Origin of the sequence: Pseudomonas sp. Marseille-Q5299 (genome assembly GCF_943737035.1) — a bacterium.
Taxonomy (GTDB): Bacteria; Pseudomonadota; Gammaproteobacteria; order Pseudomonadales; family Pseudomonadaceae; genus Aquipseudomonas; species Aquipseudomonas putida_E.
Genome location: NZ_CALSFR010000001.1, coordinates 444,666 through 458,581 on the forward strand (window position 1 = coordinate 444,666; position 13,916 = coordinate 458,581).

Here is a 13,916-nt window from a genome sequence, read left to right on the forward strand (position 1 = left end):
TGGGCATACTGCGCAATGTCAGAGCGCCTTGTCGAATTCATGCCGCGCCCAGAAGTCGCGCATGATTGCCCAGCAGCGTCGGGATTCACCTTGTGCGGCGGCGCCGTAAAGCACCTGGCATTGCTCGCCGTGAATGCGGAAGCTACTCAGTGGCTGGACCAGATAAACGGTGTTGCCGCGCAGTGCGAGGTTGAGAAAAATCGCCACGTCGGAGGCCCAGGCGATGGGTTGTTCGTCTACCGACATGAAGTCCGGAGTGATTTCCAGCATATCGGCGCGGCGAAACATGACCGTGCTCGGCTCGCCAACGAAATTGATCTGCGACTGCATGAGTGCGGTACCCAGCGACAGGCCTTCGATCATCGCATCGTCTGCCACGGGGGCTTGGGTTGCGGCGATATCGGCCAGCGGCTCGCCGTACTGGTCGATGCGCTGGCGCTTAGAGGTTACCAGCGTAACGTCTGGATAGCAGCGGAAGCTGTCGAGCATCCGTTCCACGCATTCGAGTTCCAGCAGGTCGTCGTCGTTGAGAAACTTGATGAATTCGCCGCGCGCCTCTTTCAGGCAAAGGACATGGTTAAGACGGCCAATGTCCTTTCCAGCATCTGGGTTGCGCACATAACGCACGCGCGGGTCGTCCTGGCTCAGGTCGGCGCAGATCCTTTCGATCTCATCAGTCGGGCAGTCGTCGCACACCAGGATTTCCAGGTTGCGGTAGGTCTGGTTCAGCGCGCTGCCCAAGGCGTCGTAGAGGTGTTCGGTCTTGTAGGTCGGCATGACGATGCTGACCAGCGGCTGGGCATCGGCCGCCAATTGGCGCTGCGGCTTGCAAAACTCAAGCACCAACTGGCCCGGCACCGTAGCGTCCAGCCCACTCAGGTGCGGATCGCTGCTGTTGCCTTCTGCGGTGATAGCTACCGGTTCCAGGCCGACCATCTTGCAGATTCGCGTCAGCTCCTCGGCGTCGAAGGTCCAGGCATGCTGGCGCAGGGCCTTGTTCAGCCATTCGGCGCGACCGATGCCTGGCGCCTCAGGGCGTGTGCGGTTATTCAGATAATCGTCGACCAACGCTTCCAGGTCGGCGCAGACGAGACGGATAACCCCGCCGGGCTGCAGGACTCGACGGCATTCGTGCAGCAAGCGAATACCTTGGTTACGCCCGAGTCGCTCCAGAAGATGAGCACTGTAGATTCCTGGCACCGTGCCTTGTTCCCACGGCAAAGCCTGGCCCGGCGTCCATTGCAGATCGGCCCCTGTGGGCTCCACATCAATATTGATAAAGCCTTGGCGAGGATGATCGGCGCAACCTAGGTTCAAATAGATGGGGAGCATGGTATTCGCTTCGAAGGGGTCAACAAGGGCGTAGTGCAGCAACCCCGTTATCGGCCGCGCGCTTCAAATCATGACCGTTGGTTTCGGGACATTATGCAACAGGCGTAGACCCAAATCGAGAAACCCCATCAGCGTCGCGCAATAGGCACACTACGGCGATGCGATAGGACATTTCTTCAATTGACGTCAGCACACCGTATAATTCTGCCCCCGAAATCCGATGATGCTTTCTCATGAAGAAACTGCTGTACGTCGTTACCCTCGCCCTCTCTGTCATCCCTGCCGCCTTCGCCAATCCCCCCGCAACGTTTACCGAAGCCAAGGTTGTCGCCAAGCAGAAAATCTTCCTCGACCAGGCAAACAGCCCAATGGGCGAACTGTACTGTGGCTGTAAATGGACCTGGGTCGGCAAATCCGGTGGCCGGGTCGACGCCAAATCCTGCGGCTACGAAACCCGCAAAGTACAGACCCGCGCCGAACGTACCGAATGGGAGCACATCGTGCCGGCCTGGACTTTTGGCCACCAGCGCAAATGCTGGCAGAACGGCGGTCGCGAGCATTGCGTCAATGAAGACCCTACCTTCCGCGCCATGGAAGCCGACCTGTTCAACCTCTATCCGTCCGTGGGTGAAGTGAACGGTGACCGCAGCAATTTCAACTACGGCATGGTTTCAGGCGTTGCGCCCCAGTACGGGCAGTGCACCACCAAGGTCGACTTCCAGCAGAAAACCGCCGAGCCGCGTGACGAAGTCAAAGGGCTGGTTGCGCGCACCACGTTCTACATGTTCGACCGGTACAAGTTGAGCATGTCGAGACAACAGCAGCAGGTGCTTATGGCCTGGGATAAACAGCACCCGGTTTCTGCGTGGGAAAAGCAGCGCAATCAGCGAATCGCCGCGATCATGGGGCATTCGAACCCATTCGTCACCGGCGAACGGAAATGGACGCTGGGCTACAAGCCTGCCGGGGCTATGGACGTGGTAGCTTCGGCAACCCCGAAAACGGCTGCGAGAGATATCGGCAAGCCGACCCTGGCGAGTGCGTCGACTGACGGTGCGATCATTGGCAACCGCAACAGTCACGTGTACCACTTGGCCAGCGGTTGCCCCGGTTACAGCCAGGTCGCTCAGAAAAATCAGGTGGCATTTGGCAGTGAAGCAGAAGCGCAGAGTGCAGGTTACCGCAAGGCGGGTAACTGCAAGTAAGCGTATGGAGCGAGAGAAAATATGGCGTCCCAGGGCAGGTTCGAACTGCCAACCTTCCCCTTAGGAGGGGGATGCTCTATCCAATTGAGCTACTGAGACACAAGAACCGGCAGCGAACGCTGCACAGCTGGACGGCGAGCATGTTAACCAGAGGGCAGCCGTTTGTCATGCATCTATCGGGCTTTTTGCACGTAGGGCTTTTCCGATGCTCGTGTCAAACGGACACTCCCTGTTGACGCAGCAGGTCGAACAATGCGCTGACCGCCGTGGCCAGTGACCCGGAGTTGTCCAGCGCATGCACGCCGGGATCGGGACAGCCCTGGAGCCTGGCACTACGCGCCAGGCGCTGATCGATCTCTTGCGGTGTCTCCCTGCCTCTGGCAATCAGGCGCGCACGCAACACCTCTGGGTCAACCTCCAGGCGTACTGCCAGCAGACCGGGATAGCGCCTACGCGCCTCGGGCAGATAGCTACGGGAACCGTTGACCAGCACCGACCGCCCTTGCGCGAGCCAAACGTCCACTTGCTTGGGGATCCCATACTCCAGACCGTTGGCCTGCCAATGCATGGCAAATTCCCCTGCCGCTCGCATCGCTTCGAAGCGCTCTGGCGTGACGCTTTGCGCCGCTTCACCTGTGGCTTCTGCGGAACGTGTGATGACTCGCCGGGCAATTTCCACACCCGCGCCAGCCAGTTGCGCGCGAGCGGCCTCGATCAGGGAATCTTTTCCCGAGCCAGAGGGTCCCATCAGATATATCAGCACGCCTGAGGCTTTATCTTGGGAGCTTGCGTCATGTTGCATAGCCACTATGCTCTATGGAAGGAAACCTGCGCATTTTAAGGGTTTTCTCTACCCTTTGCCGCGTTTTACGGGTTTTTGACGGCAAAGGGCTGACGGTAAGGCGAACCTTGAAATGCAAAACTTTTCCAACCAGTACTCATTTCTGATAATTGGTACTGGCAAAAAGCCTTTACCGGGATCACTATTTGTCACAGAATTGACGCCAAGGAAACGGCGACCTTGAGGCAAGATGAGCACCAAATTTTCCAGGCGGTTGAACATTTTGTCGTCGCCACGGTCGTACCTGCATCCCGTGCGGCCAATTTGTGAACCGCTTCCCCTGAACCAAAAACCGGTTAATTTATATGCGCCCAATGAAACAGGCTATTTATTCGAGCCGCACCGCTGACAAGTTCGTCGTCCGCCTGCCAGACGGAATGCGTGAGCGCATTGCCGAGGTAGCGCGCAACCATCACCGCAGCATGAACTCCGAGATCATCGCACGCCTGGAGCAGAGCCTTATCCAGGAAGGTGCGCTGGGCGACGAGCTGAGCATGCGCCTGGATAGCCCCGAGCTGTCCCTGCATGAGCGCGAGTTGCTGCAACGCTTCCGTCAGCTGTCCCATCGACAGCAGAACGCGCTGGTCGCCCTCATCGCTCACGATGTGGAAATGGCAGCCGACGCCTCCTGAGGCGCGTAGCGAGAACAAAAAAAGCCAGCGTAAGCTGGCTTTTTTGTTGGGCTGCGCACAGGCCTTGGTGGTGCGGCCAGGCGCATGCCTTGATCGCTCTGGCGTGCACTTCCCAATATCAAAGCAGGAACAGCGTAGCCAGCCCCAGGAAGATGAAGAACCCACCACTGTCGGTCACGGCAGTGATCATCACGCTGGACCCCATGGCAGGGTCGCGCCCCAGGCGCGTCAGCGTCATCGGGATCAACACCCCCATGAGCGCGGCCAGCAGCAGGTTCAAGGTCATGGCCGCAGTCATCACCAACCCCAACGACCAGCTGTCATACAGCCAGAACGCCACAGCACCGATCACTCCACCCCAGATCAGGCCATTGAGCAGCGACACCGCCAGCTCCTTGCGCATAAGGCGGCTGGTATTGCCCGGCGAAACTTGGTCCAACGCCATGGCGCGAACGATCATGGTAATGGTCTGGTTGCCAGAGTTGCCGCCAATACCCGCCACGATCGGCATCAGCGCCGCCAGTGCCACGAGCTTCTCGATCGAGCCCTCGAACAGGCCGATCACACGCGAGGCCAGAAACGCGGTTATCAGGTTGATCGCCAGCCAGGCCCAACGGTTGCGCAATGAACGCCAGACCGAGGCGAAGATGTCTTCCTCCTCGCGCAGGCCAGCCATGTTGAGAACTTCACTCTCGCTCTCTTCACGAATCAGGTCGACCATTTCATCGATGGTCAAACGGCCGATCAGGCGGTCACTCTTGTCCACCACCGGCGCCGAAACCAGGTCATAGCGCTCGAAAGCCTGCGCCGCATCGTAGGCATCTTCGTCGGGGTGGAAGGAGACCGGATCAATCGCCATGACCTCCGCGACCTTCTTGTCCGGATCGTTGACCAACAGACGCTTGATCGGCAACACACCCTTGAGGATACCGTCGTAGTCGACTACGAACAGTTTGTCAGTGTGGTTGGGCAGCTCTTTAAGGCGACGCAGGTAACGCAGAACCACTTCCAGGCTGACATCTTCACGGATGGTCACCATCTCGAAGTCCATCAGCGCACCGACCTGCTCCTCGTCGTAGCTCAACGCCGAGCGCACACGCTCGCGCTGCTGCGCATCGAGGCTTTCCATCAGCTCGTGAACGACATCACGCGGCAGCTCCGCCGCCAGGTCCGCCAGCTCATCGGCGTCCATTTCCTTGGCCGCAGCGAGGATCTCGTGATCGTCCATGTCGGCGATCAGCGATTGACGAACCGAGTCGGAAACTTCAAGCAAGATGTCGCCGTCACGATCCGAGCGCACCAGCTGCCAGACCGTCAGGCGGTCTTCCAGGGGCAATGCTTCGAGGATATAGGCGATATCTGCAGGGTGCAGGTCGTCGAGCTTGCGCTGCAACTCGACGAGGTTTTGACGGTGGACGAGGTTTTCCACCAGGTCGTGGTGATGACCTTCCTGACGGTGGGTCAGGTCCTCAACCACGCGTTGGCGCTGCAACAGTTCGACCACCTGGGCCAGGCGATCCTGCAGGCTCTCTTGTGCTTTCTTTACTTCTACTTCAGTCATAGGCGAACTCCACTCCCAGCAGCGGAGCACGCCGGGGGAATCAATCGGTCAGATCAGGCTGTAAGAATCTTGTTAAGAAGTAACTACTGGGTAAGTCCATGGTGGTATTCCACAAGCCCCGGCGGGGCTGACGGGCGCAATCATACACTGCCTAAGCTGTCAGATCGCTTAAAATTTTGGCCAGAACAATCGTTTGCGCGATAAAGCTATGACAACGCTCGAAGCCATGTGTGCGACGGCACGAGCCAAAGAAAAAACACATGCGGCGCGCAAAGAAGTGTCGGGCGGGTTTATTTTCAGTCTAGCGGGCATCACTGATAAATCAGTGAACGGCGGAAAACAAAAAGCCCGCTCAATTGAGCGGGCTTCTTGATAAGTGGCGGACTCAGGAGGATTCGAACCTCCGACCGCTCGGTTCGTAGCCGAGTATCTATCCAGCTGAGCTATGAGTCCGTAGTTGGTAGTTTTAGGCCAGATTACCACTGGCTTACTGAAGTCGCTTTGCAAGCAGAGCCACTTCAAAAGTGGCGGACTCAGGAGGATTCGAACCTCCGACCGCTCGGTTCGTAGCCGAGTACTCTATCCAGCTGAGCTATGAGTCCGTAATTGGTAGTTTTAGACCAGATTACCACTGGTTGCTTGAAGCAGCTTTGTAAGCAAAGCCACTTCAAAAGTGGCGGACTCAGGAGGATTCGAACCTCCGACCGCTCGGTTCGTAGCCGAGTACTCTATCCAGCTGAGCTATGAGTCCGTGTCTTGCCGCGCATTATAGGTCGCTGAAACATTTTTGCAAGAACTTTTTCGTTTAACTTCAACGACTTAGCGTTCTTACCGATTACAGCGCCCTAAGCGAATAATGGCGGTGAAGGGGGGATTCGAACCCCCGATACCCTTATGAGGTATACTCCCTTAGCAGGGGAGCGCCTTCGGCCACTCGGCCACCTCACCGCAACACGAGGCGAATATTAAACAGGCTCTTCCTCGTTTGCAACCCTTTTTTTGAAAAAAACTTCAAAAAAATTAAAGGCTTGGCTCCTCATCCTTCTCTTTCTTGATCCGCAGGTAGATTTCCTCGCGGTGAACAGCCACTTCCTTGGGGGCGCTGACGCCGATGCGCACCTGGTTTCCTTTGACGCCGAGCACCGTCACGGTGATCTCGCCATCTCCAATGATCAGGCTCTCGGCGCACCGACGAGTCAGAATCAACATAGCTTTCTCCTTACGCAAGACATTCAGGGATAACAGTCTGGGAAAAACCGGGCCTGGTCGTGGACGACGACACAGGGGCCCATAGCGCGTCACGCTGGCAGGACAGGGCCTGCGTGACGAGCAGAAACGCGAAGGGCGCGGCAAGCCGCGCCCCTCAAGGCAACGCCTTACTCGCCCTGTCGGGCCGGAGCGTCAAGCTCGAACGCGGTATGCAGCGCGCGAACGGCCAGCTCCAGGTACTTCTCTTCGATGACTACCGACACCTTGATCTCGGACGTGGAGATCATCTGGATGTTGATGCTCTCCTTGGCCAGAGCTTCGAACATGCGGCTGGCAACACCTGCGTGGGAACGCATGCCAACACCGACGATCGATACCTTGGCGATCTTGGTATCGCCGATCACTTCGCGGGCACCGATTTCACGTGCGGTGTTCTCCAGCACGCTGTGGGCCTTCTCGTACTCGTTGCGGTGCACGGTGAAGGTGAAGTCGGTGGTGTTATCGTGCGAGACGTTCTGCACGATCATGTCCACTTCGATGTTCGAGGCGCTGATCGGGCCGAGGATCTTGAAAGCGACGCCCGGAGTGTCCGGCACGCCGCGAATGGTCAGCTTGGCTTCATCACGGTTGAAGGCGATACCGGAAATGATCGGCTGTTCCATGGATTCCTCTTCATCAATGGTAATGAGGGTACCTGGACCCTCCTTGAAGCTGTGCAGCACGCGCAGCGGAACGTTGTACTTGCCGGCGAACTCCACCGAGCGGATCTGCAGCACCTTGGACCCGAGGCTGGCCATTTCCAGCATCTCTTCGAAGGTGATCTTCTCCAGGCGGCGCGCCTGCGGCACGACGCGCGGGTCTGTGGTGTAGACGCCATCGACGTCGGTGTAGATCTGGCACTCGTCAGCCTTGAGCGCGGCCGCCAGGGCCACGCCAGTGGTATCGGAGCCGCCGCGGCCCAGGGTAGTGATGCTGCCGTGCTCGTCGACCCCCTGGAAACCGGCTACAACCACCACACGCCCTTCCTTGAGGTCGGCGCGAATCTTCTGGTCGTCGATCTGCAGGATGCGTGCTTTGTTGTGCGCGCTGTCGGTGAGGATGCGCACCTGGTTGCCGGTGTAGGACACCGCCGGCACGCCACGCTTGATCAAGGCCATGGCCAGCAGGGCAATGGTGACCTGCTCGCCGGTGGACACGATCACGTCCAGCTCACGCGGAACCGGCTGATCGGTGATCTGCTTGGCCAGGTCGATCAGGCGATTGGTTTCGCCACTCATGGCCGACAGCACAACAACCAGGTCGTCGCCCGCTTCACGGTGTTTCTTGACCTTGTCGGCAACCTGCTCGATCCGCTCGATGGAACCGACAGAGGTGCCGCCAAATTTCTGTACGATCAACGCCATTTCAATGGTGCCTCAGCCCATACAGGGCCTCAAAAAAACCATCCAACATGGAGGGGCCGGTGACTAGACCACCGGCCCCTCCATCTCAAAGTCCCTGCTCTGCGAACGGCACGGCCAGCGCCAGGGCCTGGTCCAGCGCAGCGACGTCGACGCCACCGCCCTGAGCCATGTCCGGACGGCCACCGCCCTTGCCACCCACTGCCGCAGCGGCTTGTTTCATCAGGTCACCAGCCTTGAGTTGGCTGGAGAGGTCTTTGGTCACGCCGGCCACCAGCACGACCTTGCCCTCATGCTCGCTGCCCAGCAGGATCACTGCGTGGCCGAGCTTGTTCTTCAGCTGATCGACCAGGGCCAGCAAGGCCTTGCCATCCTGCCCATCCAGGCGGGCGGCGAGGACCTTGGCACCCTTGACCTCAACAGCCGCACTGGAGAGATCATCCCCTGCGGCGCTGGCGGCCTTGGCCTGCAGCTGTTCCAGCTGCTTCTCCAGCTGACGGTTGCGCTCGAGCACAGCCGACAGCTTGTCGATCAGGTTGTCACGGTTGCCCTTGACCAACTGCGCGGCTTCCTTGACCTGCTCTTCGGCAGCGTTCAGGTAAGCCAGCGCGGCAGCGCCGGTAACCGCTTCGATACGGCGCACGCCAGAGGCCACGCCACCTTCGCTGATGATCTTGAACAGGCTGATATCGCCGGTGCGCTTGGCGTGGATCCCGCCGCACAGCTCGACGGAGAAATCGCCACCCATGCTCAGCACGCGCACGGTATCGCCGTATTTCTCGCCAAACAGGGCCATCGCGCCTTTGCGCTTGGCGGTTTCGATATCAGTGACTTCAGTTTCCACCGGGGTGTTCTTGCGCACTTCACGGTTGACGATGTCTTCCAGAGCCTTGATCTGCGCAGGCGTCACCGCCTCGAAGTGGCTGAAGTCGAAACGCAGACGCTGGCTGTCGACCAGCGAGCCCTTCTGCTGCACGTGCTCGCCCAACACCTGACGCAGCGCTTCGTGCAGCAGGTGAGTGGCCGAGTGATTCAGCGAGGTGGCGTGCTGCACTTCGGCATCGACCTTGGCTTGGACCGGAGAACCGATCACCAGCGCGCCGCTGGCGACCACGCCATGGTGCAGGAAAGCGCCGCCGGTCTTGGTGGTGTCTTGCACGTCAAAGCGTACGGCGCCCGACTGCAGGTAGCCGGTGTCACCAACCTGGCCACCGGACTCGGCATAGAACGGGGTGCGGTCCAGCACCACGACGCCCTGCTCGCCCTCGCCCAACTGGTCGACCGACTGGCCGTCCTTGTACAGCGCAATGACCTTGCCCTGACCTTCGGTGGCGTTGTAGCCGACGAAATCGGTAGCGGTGTCGACCTTGACCAGGCTGTTGTAATCCATGCCGAAGGCGCTGGCGGAACGGGCGCGCTCACGCTGGGCATCCATTTCACGCTCGAAGCCCGCTTCATCGATGGTCAGCTCGCGCTCTCGGGCGATGTCGGCGGTCAGGTCCATCGGGAAGCCGTAGGTGTCGTACAGCTTGAACACCACGTCACCCGGCACTACGTCGCCCTTGAGCTGGGCCAGGTCCTGCTCGAGGATGCGCAGGCCCTGCTCGAGGGTCTTGGCGAACTGTTCTTCTTCGGCCTTGAGCACGCGCTCGATGTGCGCTTGCTGGCTCTTGAGCTCCGGGAACGCCTCGCCCATCTCGGCAGCCAGGGCGGCGACGATCTGGTAGAAGAAGCTGCCCTTGGCGCCCAGCTTGTTACCGTGACGGCAGGCACGACGAATGATGCGGCGCAGCACGTAGCCACGGCCTTCGTTGGACGGCAGCACGCCGTCTGCGATCAGGAAGCCGCAAGAGCGGATGTGGTCTGCCACGACTTTCAGCGAAGCCTGACCGTCGTTGCTGCAGCCGATGGCCTTGGCCGCAGCGCTCAGCAGGTTCTGGAACAGGTCGATCTCGTAGTTCGAGTGCACGTGCTGCATGACCGCACTGATGCGCTCCAGGCCCATGCCGGTATCCACCGACGGCGCTGGCAGCGGGTGCAGCACGCCATCGGCAGTGCGGTTGAACTGCATGAAGACGTTGTTCCAGATCTCGATGTAGCGGTCGCCGTCTTCTTCAGGGGAACCGGGTGGGCCGCCCCAGATATCGGCACCGTGGTCGTAGAAGATCTCGGTGCAAGGCCCGCACGGGCCGGTATCGCCCATGGTCCAGAAGTTGTCGGAGGCGTAAGGGGCGCCTTTGTTGTCACCGATGCGCACCATGCGCTCGGCCGGCACGCCGACTTCCTTGGTCCAGATGTCGTAGGCTTCGTCGTCGCTGGCGTAGACGGTGACCCAGAGCTTTTCCTTGGGCAGGTTCAGCCACTTGTCGGAAGTCAGGAAGGTCCAGGCGAAAGTGATCGCATCGCGCTTGAAATAGTCGCCGAAGCTGAAGTTGCCCAGCATCTCGAAGAAGGTATGGTGACGCGCGGTGTAACCGACGTTTTCCAGGTCGTTATGCTTGCCGCCGGCACGCACGCACTTCTGGCTGCTGACCGCACGGGTGTAGGCGCGCTTCTCGGCACCGAGGAAGCAGTCCTTGAACTGGTTCATGCCTGCGTTGGTGAACAGCAGGGTCGGGTCGTTGTTCGGGATCAGCGAACTGGAGGCGACTCGGGTATGGCCCTGCTCTTCGAAGAAGCGAAGGAAGGCTTCACGGATTTCTGCGCTTTTCATAGGTTCTTCCACGGAAACGGCGGCCCCTGGGGGCAAACGCGTCGACGAAACGACGGCAAAGGGCCGCATTATATCGGTCCTGCAATCTCGGTGCAGTGTGTTTATGCGATGCAAAGCGTCGATTGGACGGCTTTTAAGGCTCATGCAAACGAAAATGACATGACCGGATGCTAAATGCAGGCTTTTGCCGCTGGCAAGCCAATTACCGCTCAAGGGAAGGGAAAATGGAACAGGCGGTGAATTAAATGGTTTTCATGGGCAGCATTCAGCGACGACTGGCCGTTGTAGAAGCGCCCTTGCGCGACAAAAGGCCGCTCCTGCAAGGCAATGCGCAATCTCAGCCCAGGCGCTGCCCCGAGTCCGGGACGATGAGAATGCCGGCGCGCAGCCCGTTCTTGACCTTGGGATTGGGAAAGATGATCCGCGCCCCCTCCTCCTCCACCACCCAGCGCATTTCGGCCAGGTCCTCGGCCAGCAGATAACCTTTGCTCAGCTCGGAGAAGTTCTCGATATCCACCGGCAGGTGCAGGCGGAAGCCCTCACTGTGCTTGATGATCTCGCGAGCCACACTGAACAGTTTAAGACCATCGAGCGAATCTTCGGCCTCAGGCTCATTGCCTTCGATGATCTGGATCAGGCGCTCCTCCAGCTTGTCGAGGTTGACCTGCTCGTTCTGCCCGAACGGCCGTGCCTTGCCAAGCTCCAGGGTGAACGCCTCTGCATCGAGCTGCTCATAGGTGAAAGCACTGAAGGTGATCGATGACTTGCTCTGCAGCAGCACCGCCTCCATGCCGGCAGCAGCCAGGCGAGCCAGCTCGCGGCGGGAATGCTTGCGCCCCTCTTTGTAGGGGTAAAGGGCAAACTGCTCGATCTTGGAGCCACGAATGGCGGTATGCAGGTCGTAATGCAGGCGGGTACGCTCGGGCTTGCTGAAGAACACCCGGGCGAACTGCTCAAGTTCCGCGGCACGCAATGCCTCGAAACCACTGGAAAGCTCGTGACGACCATTGAACAGGCGGTTGATGTCCTGCTCGATGAAGCGCTCGCCCTTGCGGATGGCCGCAGGGTTGCCGAACAGGAACATCACACGCGAACGCGGCTTGATCTTGCCATTGGCCACGCCATGCAGCAGCCGTTCGAGCAATTCGATCGGCGCCGTTTCATTGCCATGGATACCGGCCGACAGCAGCAGGTCCAACCCGCAATCGTCGCCTTCGGGCGGACGCACCTCAAGTGCGCCCTCCCCCAGCCAGCGTAAACGCACGCCCTTGGGTGTGACTTGGGTCTTCTCGGCCGGCTCATGATCGGTCAGGGTCAGCTCAAGCAATTTGCCAAGGGCGAGCATAGGCGCTTCCTTAGTGGTCGTGGCCGCAGTCGGGGCCATGGACATGGTCATCGTCTTCACCGACTTCTGCCGGTTCCATCTCCAGCTGCAGGCTGACCAGGTTGGTAGCCATCGGGCGCAGCAGCAGGTTGGCGTACTCGGTGTCGTTCTCATCGACGTCGACACCGATCAGCAATTGGCCACGGCCGTCTTGCTGAATCCACACTTCCTTGCCCTGCCAGACAACGGCAAAGCGGGTGCAGGAGGTTTCCAGCTGGGTGCCGTCTACATCTTCAAGGATCAGGCGCAGGGCGTCGGTCATTACAAAATCTCTCTTCAAGGTTGGCGTTGGAACGGATAGACCGAGCCCAACTTCAGAATCTGGGTCAACTCATCCAGCGCCGTACGGCATTCGACCAGCAACTGCGGGTCGGCAAGGTCCGCTTCGCCCAGGCGGTCGCGGTAGTGCTTGTCGACCCACTGCAACAGTGTGTCGTACAGCGGGGCGGTCATGATAACGCCTGGATTGACCGCCGCCAGTTCCGATTCCTTCAAAGCCACGCGCAAGCGCAGGCACGCCGGGCCGCCGCCGTTCTGCATGCTTTGCTTGAGGTCGAACACCTTGACCTCCTTTACCGCGCCACCCTGGCTGGTCAGTTGCTGCAGGTAAGCCCAGACGCGCTCATTGTTGCGGCACTCCTCAGGCACCACCAGCAGCATCGAGCCGTCGTCGCGGCTGAGCAGCTGGCTGTTGAACAGGTAGGAACGCACCGCATCCTCTACCGCCACCGCTGCCCGTGGCACACGGATGGCCTGGAAGTTGCCACCCTTGCTGGCCAGTTTAGCCTGCAGCTGGCCAAGCACCGCGTCAGTCTCGAGGAAAGCATCTTCGTGGTAGAACAGCACCTCGCCATTGCCCACCGAAATCACATCGTTGTGGAATACACCCTGATCGATCACTGACGGATTCTGTTGAGCGTAGACCACACCGTCATCGCTCAGACCGTGAAGCCGTGCTACGGCCTGTGAAGCTTCCAGGGTCTGGCGCGCCGGATACTTCTGCGGCGCGGGATAGCGGCCGTCGAACGCGCTGCGACCGTAGACGAAAAACTCAACGCCCGCCTCGCCGTAGCTGCGGCAGAAGCGCGTATGGTTGGCCGCGCCCTCGTCGCCGAACTGCGCCACGGCAGGCAGCGCCGGGTGATGGGCAAAGTGCTGCTCATTGCTGAACATGGCGGCCAGCACACGGCTGGTGGTCGGATGCTCGATGCTGCGGTGGTACTTGCAGTTGAGGTTGGCCGCGGTGAAATGCACGCGGCCATCAGCGGTGTCGGCGCTGGGGCTGACGGTGGCCGCGTTGGCCACCCACATGCTCGATGCCGAACAACTGGCGACCAGCAGCGGCATGGCCTCTTTGGCCGCGCGCTGGATGACTTCGGCATCGCTGCCGCTGAAGCCCAGGCGACGTAACGCCGCTACGTCGGGGCGCTCCTGCGGCGCCAGCACACCCTGCTTGAAGCCCATGTCGGCCAGCGCTTTCATCTTTGCCAGGCCTTGGCGCGCCGCTTCACGCGGGTTCGAGGCCTGCTGGCTGTTGCTCTGCGAGGCCACGTTACCGTAGGACAGGCCGCCGTAATTGTGGGTAGGCCCCACCAGGCCATCAAAATTCACTTCATAGGATTTCATCGGCTAGGCTCCG

At 59.8% G+C, this 13,916-nt stretch carries 12 protein-coding genes and 5 tRNA genes; 3 read left to right on the forward strand and 14 right to left on the reverse strand.

All coding sequences use genetic code 11. The features are described from left to right. Positions 1 to 18: 18 nt before the first annotated feature. Positions 19 to 1,140, reverse strand: a complete 1,122-nt coding sequence (locus NGJ21_RS01920) for a glycosyltransferase (protein ID WP_251961730.1) — start codon at positions 1,138 to 1,140, stop codon at positions 19 to 21. Between the two features lie 425 nt (positions 1,141 to 1,565). Between NGJ21_RS01920 and NGJ21_RS01925 the strand changes: the two genes are divergently transcribed. Beyond that, complete coding sequence (locus NGJ21_RS01925; RefSeq protein WP_174142108.1) at positions 1,566 to 2,537, forward strand: endonuclease; 972 nt, start codon at positions 1,566 to 1,568, stop codon at positions 2,535 to 2,537. A 22-nt stretch (positions 2,538 to 2,559) separates the two neighbouring features. Here the strand turns inward: NGJ21_RS01925 and NGJ21_RS01930 are convergent. Together NGJ21_RS01930 and phnN are read right to left on the reverse strand one after the other, a co-directional pair. After that, a tRNA-Arg gene (locus NGJ21_RS01930) sits at positions 2,560 to 2,636 on the reverse strand. 115 nt (positions 2,637 to 2,751) lie between these two features. After that, positions 2,752 to 3,339: a phosphonate metabolism protein/1,5-bisphosphokinase (PRPP-forming) PhnN gene (gene phnN / locus NGJ21_RS01935; protein ID WP_174142109.1), complete on the reverse strand. Its 588-nt coding sequence runs from the start codon at positions 3,337 to 3,339 to the stop codon at positions 2,752 to 2,754. 344 nt (positions 3,340 to 3,683) lie between these two features. Here phnN and NGJ21_RS01945 point away from each other — a divergent pair, with 344 nt between their 5' ends. Continuing rightward, a complete protein-coding gene (locus NGJ21_RS01945) occupies positions 3,684 to 4,010 on the forward strand; it encodes an Arc family DNA-binding protein (protein ID WP_003254499.1) in 327 nt (108 codons plus the stop codon). Positions 4,011 to 4,128: 118 nt separating this feature from the next. Here NGJ21_RS01945 and mgtE read toward each other — a convergent pair whose 3' ends face one another. Then, a complete protein-coding gene (gene mgtE / locus NGJ21_RS01950) occupies positions 4,129 to 5,571 on the reverse strand; it encodes a magnesium transporter (protein ID WP_012315589.1) in 1,443 nt (480 codons plus the stop codon). Between the two features lie 208 nt (positions 5,572 to 5,779). On the opposite strand from mgtE, the gene NGJ21_RS01955 reads away from it, so the two are divergent. Continuing rightward, positions 5,780 to 5,944 (forward strand): hypothetical protein, encoded by a 165-nt coding sequence (locus tag NGJ21_RS01955; RefSeq protein WP_161871676.1) that lies wholly within the window; start codon positions 5,780 to 5,782, stop codon positions 5,942 to 5,944. Positions 5,945 to 5,948: 4 nt separating this feature from the next. Here the strand turns inward: NGJ21_RS01955 and NGJ21_RS01960 are convergent. The 10 genes from NGJ21_RS01960 to astB form a co-directional block, all read right to left on the reverse strand. Beyond that, positions 5,949 to 6,024: transfer RNA gene (locus NGJ21_RS01960), tRNA-Arg, on the reverse strand. A gap of 72 nt (positions 6,025 to 6,096) precedes the next feature. Continuing rightward, positions 6,097 to 6,173: transfer RNA gene (locus tag NGJ21_RS01965), tRNA-Arg, on the reverse strand. A gap of 72 nt (positions 6,174 to 6,245) precedes the next feature. Next, positions 6,246 to 6,322, reverse strand: a tRNA-Arg gene (locus NGJ21_RS01970). A 106-nt stretch (positions 6,323 to 6,428) separates the two neighbouring features. Then, positions 6,429 to 6,519 (reverse strand) — tRNA-Ser (locus NGJ21_RS01975). A gap of 72 nt (positions 6,520 to 6,591) precedes the next feature. Beyond that, entirely contained in the window at positions 6,592 to 6,780 is a 189-nt protein-coding gene (gene csrA, locus NGJ21_RS01980; protein ID WP_003254503.1) for a carbon storage regulator CsrA, read from the reverse strand. A gap of 167 nt (positions 6,781 to 6,947) precedes the next feature. After that, a complete protein-coding gene (locus NGJ21_RS01985; protein ID WP_119687577.1) occupies positions 6,948 to 8,183 on the reverse strand; it encodes an aspartate kinase in 1,236 nt (411 codons plus the stop codon). A gap of 85 nt (positions 8,184 to 8,268) precedes the next feature. Then, the gene (alaS, locus tag NGJ21_RS01990) at positions 8,269 to 10,893 is read right to left on the reverse strand and encodes an alanine--tRNA ligase (RefSeq protein ID WP_147405221.1); all 2,625 of its coding nucleotides are present in this window, start codon (positions 10,891 to 10,893) and stop codon (positions 8,269 to 8,271) included. 337 nt (positions 10,894 to 11,230) lie between these two features. Then, positions 11,231 to 12,238: a succinylglutamate desuccinylase gene (astE, locus tag NGJ21_RS01995; protein WP_046785389.1), complete on the reverse strand. Its 1,008-nt coding sequence runs from the start codon at positions 12,236 to 12,238 to the stop codon at positions 11,231 to 11,233. Positions 12,239 to 12,248: 10 nt separating this feature from the next. Next, positions 12,249 to 12,539 carry a hypothetical protein gene (locus NGJ21_RS02000; RefSeq protein WP_039602667.1) on the reverse strand — a complete coding sequence of 97 codons (291 nt, stop codon included), beginning with the start codon at positions 12,537 to 12,539 and terminating at the stop codon, positions 12,249 to 12,251. Positions 12,540 to 12,553: 14 nt separating this feature from the next. After that, a complete protein-coding gene (gene astB, locus NGJ21_RS02005) occupies positions 12,554 to 13,903 on the reverse strand; it encodes an N-succinylarginine dihydrolase (protein WP_251961731.1) in 1,350 nt (449 codons plus the stop codon). Between the last annotated feature and the right edge of the window lie 13 nt (positions 13,904 to 13,916).